General features: G+C 27.4%; 18 protein-coding genes and 1 riboswitch. Of the genes, 3 read left to right on the top strand and 15 right to left on the bottom strand.

The window, feature by feature from the left end; genetic code table 11:
* Window positions 1–78: 78 nt before the first annotated feature.
* The 3 genes from ahpC to JNUCC81_RS06035 all read right to left on the bottom strand — a co-directional run bounded on the left by ahpC (window position 79) and on the right by JNUCC81_RS06035 (window position 2,063).
* Window positions 79–642, bottom strand: a complete 564-nt coding sequence (gene ahpC / locus JNUCC81_RS06045; RefSeq protein ID WP_208333331.1) for an alkyl hydroperoxide reductase subunit C — start codon at window positions 640–642, stop codon at window positions 79–81.
* A 281-nt stretch (window positions 643–923) separates the two neighbouring features.
* Window positions 924–1,457 carry an SF0329 family protein gene (locus tag JNUCC81_RS06040; RefSeq protein WP_454095766.1) on the bottom strand — a complete coding sequence of 178 codons (534 nt, stop codon included), beginning with the start codon at window positions 1,455–1,457 and terminating at the stop codon, window positions 924–926.
* Between the two features lie 78 nt (window positions 1,458–1,535).
* Entirely contained in the window at window positions 1,536–2,063 is a 528-nt protein-coding gene (locus JNUCC81_RS06035; protein WP_454095765.1) for a YcxB family protein, read from the bottom strand.
* A gap of 263 nt (window positions 2,064–2,326) precedes the next feature.
* Between JNUCC81_RS06035 and JNUCC81_RS06030 the strand changes: the two genes are divergently transcribed.
* Window positions 2,327–2,605, top strand: a complete 279-nt coding sequence (locus JNUCC81_RS06030; protein WP_454095764.1) for a hypothetical protein — start codon at window positions 2,327–2,329, stop codon at window positions 2,603–2,605.
* Window positions 2,606–2,763: 158 nt separating this feature from the next.
* Here the strand turns inward: JNUCC81_RS06030 and JNUCC81_RS06025 are convergent, their stop codons facing one another.
* From JNUCC81_RS06025 to JNUCC81_RS05980, 10 genes are all read right to left on the bottom strand, one after another.
* Window positions 2,764–3,243 (bottom strand): hypothetical protein, encoded by a 480-nt coding sequence (locus JNUCC81_RS06025; RefSeq protein WP_454095763.1) that lies wholly within the window; start codon window positions 3,241–3,243, stop codon window positions 2,764–2,766.
* A 153-nt stretch (window positions 3,244–3,396) separates the two neighbouring features.
* Window positions 3,397–4,191, bottom strand: a complete 795-nt coding sequence (locus JNUCC81_RS06020) for an ABC transporter ATP-binding protein (RefSeq protein ID WP_454095762.1) — start codon at window positions 4,189–4,191, stop codon at window positions 3,397–3,399.
* Window positions 4,179–5,060, bottom strand: coding sequence for an ABC transporter permease (locus JNUCC81_RS06015; protein ID WP_454095761.1), 882 nt, complete (start codon window positions 5,058–5,060; stop codon window positions 4,179–4,181). Before JNUCC81_RS06015 ends, JNUCC81_RS06020 begins: the two co-directional genes overlap by 13 nt.
* Window position 5,061: 1 nt before the next feature.
* On the bottom strand, window positions 5,062–6,054 hold the full coding sequence (locus tag JNUCC81_RS06010) for an ABC transporter substrate-binding protein (RefSeq protein ID WP_454095760.1): 993 nt from the start codon (window positions 6,052–6,054) through the stop codon (window positions 5,062–5,064).
* A 455-nt stretch (window positions 6,055–6,509) separates the two neighbouring features.
* Window positions 6,510–6,929 carry a HutP family protein gene (locus JNUCC81_RS06005; RefSeq protein WP_454095759.1) on the bottom strand — a complete coding sequence of 140 codons (420 nt, stop codon included), beginning with the start codon at window positions 6,927–6,929 and terminating at the stop codon, window positions 6,510–6,512.
* 155 nt (window positions 6,930–7,084) lie between these two features.
* Window positions 7,085–7,975: a DUF4097 family beta strand repeat-containing protein gene (locus JNUCC81_RS06000; RefSeq protein ID WP_454095758.1), complete on the bottom strand. Its 891-nt coding sequence runs from the start codon at window positions 7,973–7,975 to the stop codon at window positions 7,085–7,087.
* Window positions 7,976–7,978: 3 nt separating this feature from the next.
* On the bottom strand, window positions 7,979–8,626 hold the full coding sequence (locus tag JNUCC81_RS05995; RefSeq protein WP_454095757.1) for a permease prefix domain 1-containing protein: 648 nt from the start codon (window positions 8,624–8,626) through the stop codon (window positions 7,979–7,981).
* A 19-nt stretch (window positions 8,627–8,645) separates the two neighbouring features.
* Window positions 8,646–8,966 carry a PadR family transcriptional regulator gene (locus JNUCC81_RS05990; protein WP_208333321.1) on the bottom strand — a complete coding sequence of 107 codons (321 nt, stop codon included), beginning with the start codon at window positions 8,964–8,966 and terminating at the stop codon, window positions 8,646–8,648.
* Between the two features lie 560 nt (window positions 8,967–9,526).
* Entirely contained in the window at window positions 9,527–9,829 is a 303-nt protein-coding gene (locus JNUCC81_RS05985) for a hypothetical protein (protein WP_208333319.1), read from the bottom strand.
* Between the two features lie 140 nt (window positions 9,830–9,969).
* A complete protein-coding gene (locus JNUCC81_RS05980) occupies window positions 9,970–11,730 on the bottom strand; it encodes a 1-deoxy-D-xylulose-5-phosphate synthase (RefSeq protein ID WP_454095756.1) in 1,761 nt (586 codons plus the stop codon).
* Between the two features lie 178 nt (window positions 11,731–11,908).
* Between JNUCC81_RS05980 and JNUCC81_RS05975 the strand changes: the two genes are divergently transcribed.
* A complete protein-coding gene (locus JNUCC81_RS05975; RefSeq protein WP_454095755.1) occupies window positions 11,909–12,283 on the top strand; it encodes a MerR family transcriptional regulator in 375 nt (124 codons plus the stop codon).
* 86 nt (window positions 12,284–12,369) lie between these two features.
* Here the strand turns inward: JNUCC81_RS05975 and JNUCC81_RS05970 are convergent, their stop codons facing one another.
* Window positions 12,370–12,924: a helix-turn-helix domain-containing protein gene (locus tag JNUCC81_RS05970; protein WP_454095754.1), complete on the bottom strand. Its 555-nt coding sequence runs from the start codon at window positions 12,922–12,924 to the stop codon at window positions 12,370–12,372.
* A gap of 243 nt (window positions 12,925–13,167) precedes the next feature.
* Here JNUCC81_RS05970 and JNUCC81_RS05965 point away from each other — a divergent pair, with 243 nt between their 5' ends.
* On the top strand, window positions 13,168–14,529 hold the full coding sequence (locus tag JNUCC81_RS05965) for a D-serine ammonia-lyase (RefSeq protein ID WP_454095753.1): 1,362 nt from the start codon (window positions 13,168–13,170) through the stop codon (window positions 14,527–14,529).
* 128 nt (window positions 14,530–14,657) lie between these two features.
* On the opposite strand, the gene JNUCC81_RS05960 is transcribed toward JNUCC81_RS05965, so the two are convergent.
* Window positions 14,658–16,724 carry a methyl-accepting chemotaxis protein gene (locus JNUCC81_RS05960; RefSeq protein ID WP_454095752.1) on the bottom strand — a complete coding sequence of 689 codons (2,067 nt, stop codon included), beginning with the start codon at window positions 16,722–16,724 and terminating at the stop codon, window positions 14,658–14,660.
* 219 nt (window positions 16,725–16,943) lie between these two features.
* Window positions 16,944–17,020, bottom strand: a riboswitch (cyclic di-GMP riboswitch).
* Window positions 17,021–17,034 lie beyond the last annotated feature (14 nt).

Raw genomic sequence — 17,034 nt, 5'->3', positions numbered from 1 at the left:
TTATTTAAAAAATAAGAAGCATATCAATGCCTCTTATTTTAATCAATCCCCTTAAGGATTAAAGTTTATCTATAAATATTATAATTTACCTACTAAGTCTAAGCTTGGTGATAATGTTTCATCTCCTGGTGTCCATTTAGCAGGGCAAACTTGATCTCCGTGTTGTGCAACAAATTGAGCTGCCTGTACTTTTCTTAATAATTCTTCTGCATTTCTTCCTATACCTAAATCATGAACTTCATAAGCCTTTATTTCTCCATCTGGGTTTATTATGAAAGTCCCTCTTAAAGCTAAACCTTCTTCTTCTATCATAACTTCAAAATCTCTAGCTAACTTTCCTGTTGGGTCAGCTAACATAGGATATTTTATTTTTCCTATTGTTTCTGAAGCATCTGCCCATGCTTTATGTACAAAATGAGTATCTGTTGATACTGAATAAACTTCACAACCTATTTCTTTAAACTTTTCATAGTTATCTGCTAAATCCCCTAACTCAGTTGGGCAAACAAATGTAAAATCTGCTGGATAGAATACAAATACTGACCAATGTCCTTTTACTGAATCAAGTGTTACTTCTTTAAATTCTCCTTGCTGATATGCTTGAACTGTAAATTCTGATACTTTCTTATTTATTAATGACATATTAACTACCTCCTAATTTTAGTAACGATTACTATTATTATTTATTTAATTATATTTTATTCTTTATATTACTATTTGTCAATAGTAATTAATAATGATTTTCATTATTATATTTTATTTTTACCTCTAGCTATTAAATTTAAACATAAAATATTTCATTTTTGTTTTTTATTATTCATTTGTCCAATTAAAAAGCTGCACCACTTATTTGTGATACAGCTTTTTATTATATTTCTGAAATATATCATCTTATGTAATCAGCATTACGTTAAAAGTTCAATTTAATATAAAATTCTCTCAGCATCTAATCGTAGTTTATAAAATACTTGAACCCACTCTGGCTGTTCTCTTAATATTAAACTTATTTTTTTCAGACTTCTTTTCCCAACTCTTCTATCAAGTATAGCTAAAATACGAGTCAAATAATTTTCTGAATAAAGACTTTTATCTATACTTTGATTAAGATACTCAGTTATAGAATTTGTAAATAAATATGAAGAAAATATCCTTTCATTAAGTAATTTATTTTCAATACATTCTTCAATTTCTATCTTTTCTTTGTTTAATAAGACTTCATCTTCTATCAGTTCTCTATCTATCTTATCTTTAGTTATACTAAATAGCAAACTATATAGTTCATAAAAATCAGAAACATTTGTTTTTAAAACTTCTTTTCCATCAACAATAATCGCAAATCTCTCTTCATTATCATGTTTACGATATCTAGTCATAAAATAATTAACTCTTCCTCTTAAAGGTTGTGCGAGTAAATCTTTCTCTAATCTCTTTTTTATTCCACTCCATGATTGCCCCATATTTATTATCTCCTTGTTTACATAAATGAAACGATTATTCAAAAACCTGAAATTTAGAAAATATTCTCTATTATAAAATTATATTTTCTTATCTGACTTTTCTCTTAATTCCATTAAAATCTTATTTTTTAAATCTTTTTCCAAGTATCTAGTTGGAACTATTTGAGCAATAAATCCACTTATATATATAAGTATCATATCTTCATATACCTTTACATTTTTTATACTACTTTTTAAAATAGTTTCAGATGAAAATTCACCAAATACTTTTATATTATCTACATCAATTTCTAAAGTTTTTTTCCCGAAAATAGATGAATTATCCCCTTCATTTAATATTTTTTTAATTTCTTTTTTTAGTAAGTTTTTATATTGTTTTGGATATGTTACAATCCATACAATTACAAACAGTATAGAAATTATAATCCAATAAAAACTTGGTTGTCTAAATAAATTATGACCTATAAAATATATTGGTATTGAAAAAATTACTGGTACTAAGTATCTAAGTAAATAAAATGTTTTTTTGTGAGCTGGTGAATTTTCAATATGATATAAATTAAATTTAATGTAATCGTCTTCTGTTATTTCAAAATCAAACTTCATCTTAAAAACCTCCTTTATTTCTCTCCCTTTTGGGTTATCTATTATATTTACATACTATTTTTATATTTGTATATTAAAAATTATTTTCTAAAATAATAACATCTAATATCAAATCTGCATATATATTTGGTTTAAATAGTAGTTTTTGAGGTCTAAATGGTCATATATTTAAAATTTTAATCTTTATTTTGACTTAAGTTGTTTTTATTAACTTAATGGTTAACTAATGTTATAATAATTTCTATTTATTGGAGGATAAATTTATGTTTTCAAAACCAGATTGTGGATGGGTTAAATTTACTTTAGGTGATTTTAAAGCAAGACCAAGTTATTTAACTGACAGACCTATAGATTGCGTAAATGCATTTATTTCTACAATGGAAAATAATCTTCCTACAAGTGTATGGTTTGATGAAGAAGGTAGTGAAGTTTTGTTAGTTTTATCTGAATATAATAGTGTCTTTATTATACATAATATTTCTGATGAACCAGCAAAGATGAATATAATATTGGTCATAGAAAGCTTGCAATTGAATTTTTAGATGATATAGGTAGATACTTTGATGATTTTACTAACCCATATTTTTATACATTCGTAGATGAAAATGAGGCTAATATAAGAATAAATCAACTTTCTGAAAAACTATATAGCTTACAAGATTTAGTAGAAAATTACATAGTATAGATCTATTATATCCCTTTACCCTATAATATTATTTTCATAAATATAATTAAATTTTTCATATAAAATATTAATATTTCCTACTTTACTATCTTTTTTAATAACACCATCTGAATAATCTTTATAACTAATAATTAGCTTATCATCACTCTCCCAGTTAGCATTGACACTACCACTAGAGGCTCTATTTAATGAAAAATTAACATCGCAGTCATAAGCTCCTTTTTTATCACTTGAAATAACTGCAACTCTAACATTATTTGGTACTGTAGCACCGCCTCCTGTGTAAAAGTATATAATAGCCTTATACTTTTTATCAGGAGAATAAAAAGTATTAATAATTTCCATTCCTTCTCTATCTAATAAATATCTTCCTCTATTCATTAAATTATTTTCCATGTAGACCAAACTTTTTATTCTGCTTACTAAGTACTTTCCATAACCTAAACATAATACAATACAAGCTAATGTAATAACTATCTTTTTCTTTTTGCCCATAAAACCTCCTATTTTGTTTGATTCCCTATTATACATTATTTTCCAAATTAAAAAAACTCTTATACCTAATCATAAATTAGGTATAAGAGTTTTTTATTATTTATATTTTAATATGATTTAAATAAACTAGTTATTTTATCATTCATTATTAAATTAAGCAAACATGATTCTATCTGAAAGTTCTTCTTTAAAAGTAATTTTATTAAACTCTTCTATAAGATCATTTTTAGTGAGATTCTTCTTTTCTAATCTTCCTATATCAAGAATTATTTCTCCCCTATGCATCATAAGCAGCCTATTTCCAAACGCTATAGCATGATTTAAATTATGAGTTATCATAATTGTTGTAATATTTTTTTCTTTAACTATTTTATTTGTAAGATTTATAATATTTTCTGATGTCTTTGGATCTAATGCTGCAGTATGCTCATCTAAAAGTAAAATCTTTGGTGTATTTAAAGTAGCCATTAGTAAAGAAAGAGCTTGCCTCTGTCCTCCTGATAACATCCCTACTTTTGTGTTAATTTTATCTTCAAGACCTAAGTTTAATATAGAAAGATGATTTTTAAATTCCTCTATCTTTTTTTTATTAACTCCTAAAGAAAGCCCAAATTTACTACCCTTATTATCTGCCAAAGATAAATTTTCTAAAATAGTCATAGATGGTGATGTTCCCTTAGTTGGATCTTGAAACACCCTACTTATAAATTTTGATTTTTTGTGCTCTTTTAAATTAGTTATATCTTTTTCTTCTAGAAAAATATTACCTGTGTCTAACTCTAATGCACCAGATATTATATTTAAAAGAGTGGATTTTCCTGCTCCATTACTTCCAACAATAGTTATAAAATCCCCTTTATTTATCCCTAAATTAAAGTTATTAAAAATGCTAGTTTCATTTACTGTTCCCTTATTAAAACCTTTATTTATTGATTTTATCTTAAGCATTTAAACTCCCCCCTTTCTCTTGAAGAAAATTTGAGTTTATTTAATATATTGTTATTATTCATAATTATAGCAATAACTACTATTAATGACGTTATTAATTTTAAATCTGTTGGTGGGAAACCTAAATTTAAAGCAATACCCACGCTTAATTTGTATAAAAATGCACCTATTATAACCACTGTAGTTCCTTTTAAAAACTTACTATTTTTAAATACTGATTGGCCAAGTATAATAGAAGCTAAAGCTACTACTATAAATCCATTTCCCATAGATATATCTGAAAATCTTTGGTATTGTGCCATTATAGCTCCACTTAAAGCTACTAGTCCATTAGATATCATAAGTCCAACTATTTTCATTGTTCCCTTGTTTACTCCAAGAGAAGTAACTAATGTGTCATTATCCCCTGTAGCTCTTAATATAAAACCAAACTTAGTTTTAAATAAAATATCCATTAATAACTTAGTTATTAAAGCTATTAATGCTAAAATTATCACTATCGATATATTACTAGAGAATATATTACTCTTATTAATCATAGGAAGATTTGCCTTTCCCATTACTCTTAAGTTTATAGAGTATAATCCTATCATTACTAAAATTCCTGATAAAAGATTAGTTATTTTTAACTTTACATGAAGTATTCCAGTAACTAATCCTCCAATAGCTCCTCCTATAAATGCTAATACCAATGATAAAAATGGGTCAATATCTTTTAATATAAATGCTGCAGTGATTGCAGCTCCTAAACTAAAGGTTCCATCTACAGATAAATCTGGAAAATCTAATATAGTATAAGTTATATATACTCCTAATGCCCCTATAGCAAAAATTAGACCTTGTTCTAAAGTACCTATAAAGAAGTTCATATTACTTACCTCCTTTTATAAGCTTAGCTCTATTTATTATGTCTTTATCAATATTTATAGAAAGCTTTTTAAGTGTATCTTCATTTATAACAAGTTCTGTTTCTTCTAGAGTTTTTACAGATAACTCTTTTATATCTTTTCCTTCTAAAACTTCAACTGCCATAAGTCCAGCTTCAAAACCAAGTTTTTTGTAATTAATACCTTCTGTTATTAAAGCTCCACCTTTAACATGAGCTTCTTCTGCTCCAATTACTGGTATTTTTTTATCTACTGACTTAGAAGCTATTATTGCCATTGAAGAAGCTACCATATTATCTGCTGGTGTGTATAAAACATCAATCTTATCTAAAATAGAGTCTAGTCCTTGACTTATATCATTTACACTGTTTACACCTTTTGCAATTACTTCTATATTATTTTTCTTCGCTAATTCTTTTAAATTATTTACTTGAGTTTCAGAGTTTACCTCACTAGTATTGTATAAAACCCCTATAGTTTTTACGTCCTTAACAATTTCTTGAATAAGTTTTAATTGCTTTTCTATAGGTACTGCATCACTAGTTCCTGCAACATTTGTACCTGATTTGTCATTTGATTTTACAAGACCTGCTTTCACAGCATCTGTTACTGCTGTAGTTATAATTGGAATATCTTTTGTTGTATTAAAAGCTGCCTGTGCTGCAGGAGTTCCAATAGCAAATATTAAATCTTCGTTACTTGAGACAAAATTGTTAGATATCATCTGAGATGTTGCAATATCTCCCTCTGCATTTTGTACTTCTAGATTAAGATTTTCGCTTTCTTTAAATCCATTAGAATTTAAAGCTTCTATGAATCCTTCTTTAGCTAAATCTAAAGCTGGGTGAGATGCTATTTGAGATATTCCTATATTCACCATATTTTCTTTTGATGAAGAATTCCCATTTGAACATGCTGAAAATAAAGACATGCCTACTAGAATTGAACTTAATAAAATTATTTTTTTTGCTACCATACTACCAACCTCCAAATACTTTGTTTTAATTTATATATGATTAATAGAACAAAGTTTTAAATAGTATTTTCTTGTAGTCAAAATTAGATATAATTTATTATAATAAAAAATCCCTCCATAAAGTTAAATGGAGAGGACTTATTTTAATTCAAAAATAATTAATTATTAAAACTATATCTCCTACTTATGCTACTGTGCTACTATTTAATATTTATGTATCTAAATATATAAAACTAATATATTTGAATACATTTTTAATATATTACTTTTTAATGTGTGGCGAATTAATAATTCCTATTCTACGTTTACTTATTATACTTCTAATTCTCCATAACATTTATACTATTAAACTACTGTTCTACTATTCTACCTACTAAGATAATCTATATTATCTATACTACTTTCCTATTAAAGTGAATTATATATAGATTCTTCACTTCTGTCAACTATCCAATTTATAAATCTGCTATTGATCTATGTCCAAGTCCAATTACTACTTCATTTAAATGAAGTAATCCTACACTAAGGAAAATACATACACTTACATGCTCTCCTTGTCTTGCAACTCCAATTTTCCCACCCACACTAAGTCCATTTGCCTTATCTGCAACCTGCATTATTGCTTCTCTTGTAGCTCCTGCAATAGCACCATCATGAACATGGCAATCTTTAATTATTCCAGTTCTTTTAGATGCAACTAAAGCTCTTTCTATTATTTTTTGAATTGATGAATTTAAATTTCCACCAATATCTACTGCTACAGCTAAAACATTTTCCTTTTTAAATTCTTCTATAAGTTTTTCTTCTTCTTGTCTTGAAGATATAGCCATCTTAACAGAAGCCTTGGCTATATCAACGCTACTTTTTTCTTTCATTAGTAAACCTCCTAATTAAGCTATTTATATCATGATTTTTATACTTCAAAAATTCTATAATCCAAAATAAACTTTTATATTTTATAGCTTATTATATCATTAAGCTTGCATTTATTTGTAGGTGTAATATACACAATTAACATTTTTTTATAATTCTATTTTTTATTAATATTTATATCTCCTACATTAGATTTTACTTTTATCGTACCTGAAATATCAGTTCCTATAGATGACTTTAATGTTTTGCTATCTATATTTGCTGGGAAATTTGAATCAACATCTCCAACGTTAGATTTAGCATCTATATCAAAACTACTATTTTCTGATATATATACCTCTACATCCCCTACATTAGATTTAATATCTATATTCCCATCTATTTTATCTATTTCACATCTTATATCTCCTACATTAGATTTTATACTACCTTTTCCACTAAGACCTTTAATATCAATATCTCCTACTGATGCCTTAATGTTATATTCTTTGGTATTAATAATTCTAGAATCAATATTTCCTACATCTAATTTCCCATAAAAACTATTGCAACTAATATCTTCTTCAATATTTAAATCTCCAACATTTTGGTATATTTCAAAATTTTCTAAATTCAAATTTGATAACACATCTATATCCCCAACATTATTATTTACAATCAAATTTTCTTTATAATTTTCTGGTATATAAATTTCTATGCGTCTCAATTTAGATCTACCAAATGATATCCATCCTAACATTTTATTATCTCTATAAATATTTAAACTGTTACTTTCTTCTGATACTTTTAACTGTTCTCTTTCACTTATTTCATAATTGCTACTCTCAACTATTTTTATATTTTTATCTTTTGTAGTTTTTATAACTAAATCGTCTCTTGTTAAATTTATATTTATATCTTTTAAATTATCAACCTTAACAGTCCATTCATTAGTTTTACTTAAATTATCTTCATTTCTTAATGATATTCCTCCTACAAACAAACCTATAAGCACTACAGTTATTATAGACCATATTACTATCCTAAATTTAGCATTTTTCCTACTCATAACTTATTTACCCCCCTTAAAGTCATAAAATGCCTTAATTATTTGTTCTATAGATGCTCCAATTAAAAATACTATCCATGAAGTTCCCCAGTTTCCAAATGTAAAACTTACTAAAAAATATATTGCGGTTATCATAATCCACATAGCAGATGTAATAGATTTTCTTACTCTATGATTTTGATCGTTTGATGATTTCCACTCTTTAAATTCTTCTACCATAGTATCATCTATTTTTTGATATTTAGGTTTTGATACTTCATTATAAATTAAAAGTCCTGTAGCCGCTGCAATAAGTGCAAACATTATTACTGTACCTAATTCTTCACCCCATGTTCCCACTGATTCAAATAATATAACTGGTATCGGACATATTATATACATCATAACTGATATTGCTATAATCTTAGCTGATTTTTTTCTTTGTTCTTCATCATCTTTATTCATAAAATCATATCCAATAAGTTCTTCTACATCACCTATATTAGATATAGCTTTGTTATATGCTTCTTTTTCATCTAACCCTGATTCTAGTAGATCATTATATTTATCATTTACACTTGATGTAATCTCTTCTTTAAGCTCACAGTTCTTTTTCGATTTAGGTGCGTCTTCAAATAAACTACTTACATACATTTCTATTTTTTTGTTCATTTTTACCTCTCCTATCTCTTTATATTAAACTATCTATTAATTTTTTTGCTTCATCCCAATCTATCTTATTTTTTTCATATGTGCTTTTTCCTAATGGTGTAATTGAGTAATATCGTCTCCTTGCACCTTTGTTTTCATTACCCCAATATGATGTAATCATACCACCTTCTTCAAGTCTTCTAAAAGCTGAGTAAAGTGTTGCCTCTTTTAATTCATACTCGTTATTTGTTTTTTCTTTTATACTCTTATTAATTTCATATCCATAAGTATCTCCTTTAACTAAGCTTGCTAGAATAATAGTTTCTGTGTGACCTCTTATTAAATCTGAAGTAATTGACACATTACTTCACCTCCTTCTCTATATGATTATCTGACTAAATTTATATTAGTTTTATATGACAATTGTTTTATTCTTTACATTTACTATTATACTTATATATTAGTTTTATATACCTCGCCTGTCAAGGTATCTTTTTCTATATAGTATATAAATTTTATATATAAATGTTACAGTTTATTGCAAAAATTATCTTTTATAAAATTTATATAAACTAAAAGAACATGCTATTTTATAATAAGCATTTTAGTTTTATATCCCTGTTACTGCATCTTTATTTGGAGAAAATCAAGTTAGAGTGGCTTCACTATTTACGATGGCTCAGCAAATGAATGCTGATAGCAATCTTTGAGGATAAAAAGTAATATTTAGTTCTGATTTTTGTGTACTTACAGTATTCTTTTGGATATTTATTCTAAAACAACTAGATTTAATTTAATAAACAAACAAATTCTTTTCTTTAATTTTCTTTTATTAAGCCCACTTCCGCTCTTATTTTAAGAATAATATGTACATCTAAAATAAAAAAGTATTGGTTATTTTAACCAATACTTTTTAGCTTTTTAATAAAATCTTTTATCTTGACTTTGATAGCAATAGTAACTTTTTTCTTCTGTTTCTATACTTAAAGAATCATTGTATACTATTACTTCCTTTATACTTTTATCACTAACTTCACATACAGTATCTTCTTTTGACTTACCAAAACTTAAACATCCTTTGTCTCTTTCAGGCTCATATCTAAATCTTATTTGAGCATTTTGAATAGTTACTTCTTCATTATTTTGTTTGTGTTTTACAATTACTTCTGTATAATCATTTTCTACAAGTATATTTTGTATTTTATAAGTTAATTTATTTTTCATATTTATATCTCCCTTGCTTATAACAAATCTTTATATATTTAATATAGCAAGGTTATTTAATTCTCTCAATTAGGCACTTTTTTGTAACCTAAATATATTACATTTTCTCAATTTATTATATACAAATAAAAAATATAAATTTATTTAAGAGCATTTTTTATATCTGCTATTATTAACTCCTCCGTTAAATGATAACGTTCATATAATTCTTCTAATGATACACTATCAGTAAATTCTTTTGAAGCGCCAAAATTTAATACTTTTATATCTTTATCTGAATAGAATCTTGAAATCTTTTCACCGAAACCACCGTCAAGTATACCATCTTCTAATGTTATTACTAACTTATGATTATCTAATAAGTCAATTAATAAATCTTTATCTATTCCACTTATGAACCTCGGATTTATTAATGTAGCATTTATTCCTGTAATTTCTTTTAATTTTTCTTGTACTTTTTCTCCAAGATTATAAAAACTTCCAAGTCCCATTATTGCTACTTCACTTCCATCTTTCACTTTTTCATAAGTATTTAAATTATAAAAATCAGATTTAACTTCAACACCAGTTGATACTACATCCATATTTGGAACACGTATTGCAACTGGATGTTTATCTTGTTCTATCCCCCACTCCATCATAGCAAGATATTCTTCTTTATTAGTTGGTGCAAGGTATACTATATTCGGAATATTAGATATTAAAGGTATATCAAATAGTCCAAGATGTGTCACATCGCTATCTGTTATCCCTCCCCAGTAAACCATAATAAGTGCAGGGTTATTGTTTATAGCAAGGTCTTGAGATAATTGATCATAAGTTCTTTGAATAAACGAACTAACAAAAGATGCCACAGGTTTACCACCTTGCGAAGCTATACCTGATGCAAGCGCTATTGCATGTTCCTCAGCTATCCCAACATCTATAAATTGATTTTTAAATTCATGTCTAAATGATCCTAGTCCAACTGGACCAGGAGTTGCAGCTGTTATCGCTACAATACTACCATCTTTTTTTGCTTTTTGAGATAAAAACTCACCTGCAATAGTAGCATAATCTTTTCCAGTACTTTTAAATAATGGCTCTTTAGTTTCTAAGTCAAATGGCATTACCCAATGGAATGCTTCTTTATTTTCTTCTGAATCTTTATAGCCTTTACCTTTAAGTGTTTTTATGTGAACTACTACTGGGTGATTAGTATCTTTAACCTTTTTAAATGTTTCAATTAATGACTCAATATCATTTCCATTTTTAACATAATGATAATTAAATCCTAAAGATTTAAAGAAATTATTTTCTGCTTTTCCATCAGTTTCACGAAGTAAGGCTAAATTTTTATAAAGACCTCCATAATTTTCAGCTATAGACATATCATTATCATTTACTAGTATTATTATATTTTTTCCTGATGCAGCTGCATTATTTAACCCTTCATAAGCTTGCCCACCACTTAAAGAACCATCTCCTATAACAGCTATAATATTTTCACAACCACCCTTTACATCACGCGCTTTTGCTAAGCCACATGCTAAACTAATTGATGTTGATGTATGTCCTATTGTAAAGAAATCATGCTCACATTCATTAGGTGAAGTATATCCTGTAACGCTTTTATACTCTTTAGGATTTATAAATGCATCCTTTCTTCCTGTTAAAATTTTATGTGGATATGATTGATGAGAAACATCATATACTATCTTATCTGTTGGTGAGTTAAATACATAGTGTAGTGCTATAGTAGCTTCAACCATACCTAAGTTTGGTCCAAAGTGCCCACCTACTTTACTTACTTTTGTTATTATACTTTCTCTTATTTGACTAGATAATGCTTTTAATTCATCACTATTAAGTACTTTTAAATCTTTGGGGCCGTTAATTTTATTTAAAATATTTAATGACATATTAATACCTCCAATATTTATACTATAAATTATTTTTGTTAATATATTGATTAGTATAAATCTTAGAGTAAACTCTAAGTCAATAGAAAATTTTAAAATAGTTTTTCTAATTTTTACTTTACTTAGAGTACACTCTAAGGGTTATAATATAATATCATTTATTTTAGGAGGTAAAATTATGACCTATACTATCAAAGAAGTAGCTAAAAAATATGGTTTATCCACTCATACTCTTCGCTATTATGAAAAAGAAGGTTTACTTCCTTTTATCAAACGTAATGAACAAGGTAATAGAGTTTTTAGTGATAAAGATTTTGAATGGCTTGATCTTATATGCTGTTTAAGAAATACTCATATGCCTCTATCTGAGATTAAGGAGTATGTGGATTTATGTATAAAAGGTCCTGATACTATTTGTAAACGTGAAGATATACTTTTAAATCATAAGAATTATATAGAAAACGAGATAAAAAACTTTAATTCTTATCTTAAAATTGTTGATAACAAAATAAATCATTATATTAAAGAACAAAAGTCTATTGTATGTAAATAATCCAAAAACCGTATAGAATTATCTATACGGTTTTGTGTATTTCAAATAACTTTATATTTGCAAGAGTTGAAGCACCGCCAATGAATCTAGAAAGATGGCGGAGTTACTGCAAATATAACTTCACAATCAAAATCAGTTATATTTTCCCATTTGTGATTTGAGTGTGGAGGTATTTTTATACTATCTCCACAATTTAATTCAACTACCTCATTCATTAAATAAATATTGACTGATCCTTTCATTACATAAGCAACTTCTTCACCTTTATGGCTAAAAAGCTCTTTTGAAGAAGATTTTTTAGGAGGTATTTTCATAAGCATAAACTCAATATCTCCTTTTGAGTTGGGTGTTAACAATTCATATGAAAAACTGTCATCTTCAGCAAACATTATTTTCTTACGACTATCTTTTCTAACTACTAAACTTTCAGTTGCAACATCATTTATGAAAAAATTAAACATTGGTATATCCAAAGCATTAGCAATTTGTTTTAGTGTATTAATAGATGGATTAGCACTTCCCTTTTCTATTTGGCTAAGTAGTGATGGTGTAACACCGATTAAATTAGCTAATTCTTTAATAGTTAATTCTTTTCCTTTTCTGTATTCTGAAATATTTTTTGATATATCTACTTCATTCATTTACAAACTACCTCATTTTTACGTATTTTAAATTATTATTAGATAATTATATCAGTATAGGCTATTTTGTGCAATTTGATTAAATTCTATTTACTTAAATCCAAAATAATTAAATATCATTGACTATAATAAAAAAACATGCTAGTATTTATTAAAACATACTTAATTTATTAAGTTAAAATTAAATATTATTTAACTAATGGTATTTAAATCTATATAATATTAAGATAAGGATGGTTAATTATGGCTAATTCAAAAGTATTAAACAAAGAAATCTCAACTTGGATAGAAGAATATCCATTATTACAAGAAATAATAAATTTAAAGGAAACATTATGGATAAATCCACAACATAGCAACTTTGAAGAAGGAATTAAAAATGTTTCTCTATCTGATGATGACGTATTAGATGCAGAGAAAAGATTAGATAGATTTGCTCCATATATAGCAAAAGTATTCCCAGAAACGATACCAGAAAATGGAATAATAGAGTCTCCAATAGCTAAAATAGATAATATGAAAGCTAAATTAGAAGAAATATGCAAAGAGGAACTTGCAGGAAATCTCTTATTAAAATGTGATAGTCACCTTAAAGTTTCAGGATCTATAAAAGCTAGAGGTGGTATATATGAAGTTTTAAAACGCGCAGAAGATTTAGCTTTAGGAAACAACATAATTACATTAGAAGATAACTATGAAAAGCTAGATAGCGATGAAGTTAGAGCATTTTTCTCTAATTACTCTGTAGTAGTAGGATCAACTGGAAATTTAGGGTTAAGTATAGGTATAATGAGTGCCAAACTTGGTTTCAAAGTTACTGTTCATATGTCAGCAGATGCAAGACAATGGAAAAAGGATCTTTTAAGAAGCAGAGGTGTAGAGGTTATAGAATACGAATCTGATTACAGTAAAGCTGTTGAAGAAGGTAGAAAGCAAGCTGAAGCAGATGCTAGTAGCTACTTTGTAGATGATGAAAATTCCAAAAATTTATTCTTAGGATATTCAGTAGCAGCTAAAAGATTAGATAAACAGCTAAAAGATATGGGTGTAAAAGTAGATAGCAATAATCCACTATTTGTATATTTACCATGCGGAGTTGGTGGAGGTCCTGGTGGAGTTGCTTTTGGGCTTAAGCTTTTATACAAAGATAATGTACATTTCTTCTTTGCAGAACCAACACATTCTCCATGTATGATGATAGGTTGTATGACTGGAGAACATGATAATGTATCTGTTCAAGAATTCGGAATAGATAATATAACTGCAGCAGATGGATTAGCAGTAGGTAGAGCTTCTGGATTTGTTGGTAAAACTTTAGAAAAATTAATGAGTGGATGCTACTCAATTACAGATGAAAATATGTACAGGCTATTAACTAAAATGGCTGATAGTGAAAAAATATTCTTAGAACCTTCAGCACTTGCTGGTGTTCCAGGTATTGTAAATATACTTACATCTGAAGAAGGTAAAAAATATTTAAGAGATAACAACCTTGAAGACAAATTAAACAACATAACTCATATTGCATGGGCAACTGGAGGAAGTATGGTCCCAAAAGATATGATGGATGAATATTATAATAAAGGTGTCTCATTACTTAAATAAAAATAATAAACTCATTTTATGGATTTTAATAGTATTTAATGTTACAAATATAAAGACCATATTGACTACTTAGTCAATACGGTCTTTATTAATTTTAATTATGAATAGTTATACTACTCACAATTAATTTAGAATTCTTCACTATCAAATAACATTTTGCTATCAAAGTATTTATTCTTTTCTTCTTTTAGATTAAATTTATGAAGAAGTTCTTCTAACATTTGAGCCTGACTTGATAATTCTTCACTTGCAGCAGCACTTTCTTCAGAAGTTGCTGAGTTTGTCTGCACAACAACAGATATTTGTTCTACACCAATATTTACTTGGTTTATATGTTCTGCTTGTTCATTACTTGCATCTGCAATTTCTTGTATAACTTCTGCTGACTCTTTTGCTCCATTAACAACTTCTTCAAGAGATTTTGCAGTTTCTGAAACTATTACAGTTCCATTTTTTATTGCTATAATCGATCTTTCAATTAGCTCCGCTGTATCTTTTGCGCTTTGTGCAGATTTTGCTGCAAGGTTTCTAACTTCATCGGCAACAACAGCGAATCCTTTACCAGCTTCTCCAGCACGTGCTGCTTCTACAGCTGCATTAAGAGCTAATATATTTGTTTGGAATGCTATTGAATCAATATTTTTTATTATATTTCCAATTTCATTCGATGTATTGCTAATTTCATCCATTGCTGCAATCATCTCTTGCATTTGCTTTTTACCTTTATCAGTAGCAATGCTTGATTTTACAGATATTTCTTTTGCTATTTCTGCATTTTGTGCAGTTTGCTTTATTTGTTCTGATACTTCATTTATAGTTGCTGAAAGTTCTTGGATTGAACTTGACTGTTCTGTAGCACCTTGAGAAAGTACCTGTGCACCTTCTGCTACTTGATTTGCACCAATTGCAACTTGTTCACCAGAAACATTTATTTGTGTTAAAGTACTATTTAAACTATCTACAATTTTATCTAAAGCTATTAACATAGGCTCAAAATCATTTACAAATAAATCACCTAATCTATCCTCATCTATATCAACATCTAAGTTACCATTACTAATTTCAGATAGTATATTTGTTAGTGTATTTATCATTTCTCTAAAATCAGTAACTATTTTACCTGTAGCATCTGCTACTAGACCTATTTCATTATCCTCATCTATAACTGGTATCTCTGAATTTAAATCACCTTCAGCCAATTTTTTCAATCTTTCACTACATTCCTTTAATGGATTTCCTATTTTATTAGAGAACTTTATTGCTACAATAAATGCTATAATTGTAAATATTATAGATAATATAACTGTAATCATTATTGAAGTATACATTTGGCCAAGGAAATCATTTTTATTTATCATTACACCTACACCCCAATTATCACTATCTTTTACTGGAGCATATCCTAAAATCCAATCATCTCCTCTTAAATCTACATCAGTGTATCCTGTTTTTCCTGAAATAAGCTTTTTATCAGCTTCTGCAAAAGGTAATAAATCCTTATTTGTTGCTGATTCTTTTATAGTATTTTCTTCACCGATAAGACTAGTATCTCTATGAGCAATTGTTGTTCCTTCATGGTTAAGAAGATAAGCATAACTATTTTTACTTATTTTTATGTTATTAACAATTTCATTTAAGAAGTCTTTGTCTGGGTCAAAAGTTACAACCCCTACTATTTTACTACCTTGTACTCCATTTTCCCAAATAGGTGCTGAAACTACAAGTGTAAGATTTCCTGTCACTTGACTTACAACAGGACTACTCATATAAGCTTTTCCTTCCATAGATATTTTAAAATAATCTCTTCCAGAATAATCTTTTCCACTAAAAAGATCCTTACCATTTGCATCTAAAATTTGACCTAATGATAATCCATATAGCTTTTCCTGTCTAGTTATAATACTTTGTTTTTCTTCTAAGTTCACCTTAGGATCTGAGAGTTCTTTTATAATACCTGTTTGAATTGCTGCATTTTTAAGATTTGTAATTTTTTGAGAAACAGTTTCAGCAGCTTGTTTAGTAGTCTCTACTGCTGTTTTAGATAAAATGCTGTTAGAAGTCTTATAATTTAAAAAACTTGTAATAGCTCCTAAACATATACAGCAAATAACTGCAAAACACACAATTGTTAAAGCAAGTTGAGTTTTTATACTTTTGTTTTTTTCTTTACTTTTTTCTCTTAATTTAAAATTCATTTTTCATTTTTTCCCCTTTATTATTTTGCTTTATCTGTTAATTTATCAGCACTACTAACATAATTAACTATTTAAGGCTTAGTTATTTTATTATTTAATCACTCCTCACACATTAAAATATTATAGTTATTAAAACCCACTTACATAATACAAAAATAAAAGAGCATCAACATAAACCAGTTAATACTCTTCTTCTAAAATACAAATAAGATACAAAATTTATGCAACTGGCTGACTTAAAAAAAGTCCCTATAGCTTTGCGTCGCCGAATCACTTCGGGTTTGCTAATTTAATTTTATTTTATATTTAA

This window comes from Faecalimicrobium sp. JNUCC 81 (assembly GCF_053667625.1).
This window is presented reverse-complemented; position numbering and strand designations above follow the sequence as displayed.

Bases quoted from the DNA above. Each gene is read 5' to 3' on its own strand.
- ahpC (WP_208333331.1), bottom strand. From the start codon at position 642: ATGTCATTAATAAATAAGAAAGTATCAGAATTTACAGTTCAAGCATAT.
- JNUCC81_RS06040 (WP_454095766.1), bottom strand. From the start codon at position 1,457: ATGGGGCAATCATGGAGTGGAATAAAAAAGAGATTAGAGAAAGATTTA.
- JNUCC81_RS06035 (WP_454095765.1), bottom strand. From the start codon at position 2,063: ATGAAGTTTGATTTTGAAATAACAGAAGACGATTACATTAAATTTAAT.
- JNUCC81_RS06030 (WP_454095764.1), top strand. From the start codon at position 2,327: ATGTTTTCAAAACCAGATTGTGGATGGGTTAAATTTACTTTAGGTGAT.
- JNUCC81_RS06025 (WP_454095763.1), bottom strand. From the start codon at position 3,243: ATGGGCAAAAAGAAAAAGATAGTTATTACATTAGCTTGTATTGTATTA.
- JNUCC81_RS06020 (WP_454095762.1), bottom strand. From the start codon at position 4,191: ATGCTTAAGATAAAATCAATAAATAAAGGTTTTAATAAGGGAACAGTA.
- JNUCC81_RS06015 (WP_454095761.1), bottom strand. From the start codon at position 5,060: ATGAACTTCTTTATAGGTACTTTAGAACAAGGTCTAATTTTTGCTATA.
- JNUCC81_RS06010 (WP_454095760.1), bottom strand. From the start codon at position 6,054: ATGGTAGCAAAAAAAATAATTTTATTAAGTTCAATTCTAGTAGGCATG.
- JNUCC81_RS06005 (WP_454095759.1), bottom strand. From the start codon at position 6,929: ATGAAAGAAAAAAGTAGCGTTGATATAGCCAAGGCTTCTGTTAAGATG.
- JNUCC81_RS06000 (WP_454095758.1), bottom strand. From the start codon at position 7,975: ATGAGTAGGAAAAATGCTAAATTTAGGATAGTAATATGGTCTATAATA.
- JNUCC81_RS05995 (WP_454095757.1), bottom strand. From the start codon at position 8,626: ATGAACAAAAAAATAGAAATGTATGTAAGTAGTTTATTTGAAGACGCA.
- JNUCC81_RS05985 (WP_208333319.1), bottom strand. From the start codon at position 9,829: ATGAAAAATAAATTAACTTATAAAATACAAAATATACTTGTAGAAAAT.
- JNUCC81_RS05980 (WP_454095756.1), bottom strand. From the start codon at position 11,730: ATGTCATTAAATATTTTAAATAAAATTAACGGCCCCAAAGATTTAAAA.
- JNUCC81_RS05975 (WP_454095755.1), top strand. From the start codon at position 11,909: ATGACCTATACTATCAAAGAAGTAGCTAAAAAATATGGTTTATCCACT.
- JNUCC81_RS05970 (WP_454095754.1), bottom strand. From the start codon at position 12,924: ATGAATGAAGTAGATATATCAAAAAATATTTCAGAATACAGAAAAGGA.
- JNUCC81_RS05965 (WP_454095753.1), top strand. From the start codon at position 13,168: ATGGCTAATTCAAAAGTATTAAACAAAGAAATCTCAACTTGGATAGAA.
- JNUCC81_RS05960 (WP_454095752.1), bottom strand. From the start codon at position 16,724: ATGAATTTTAAATTAAGAGAAAAAAGTAAAGAAAAAAACAAAAGTATA.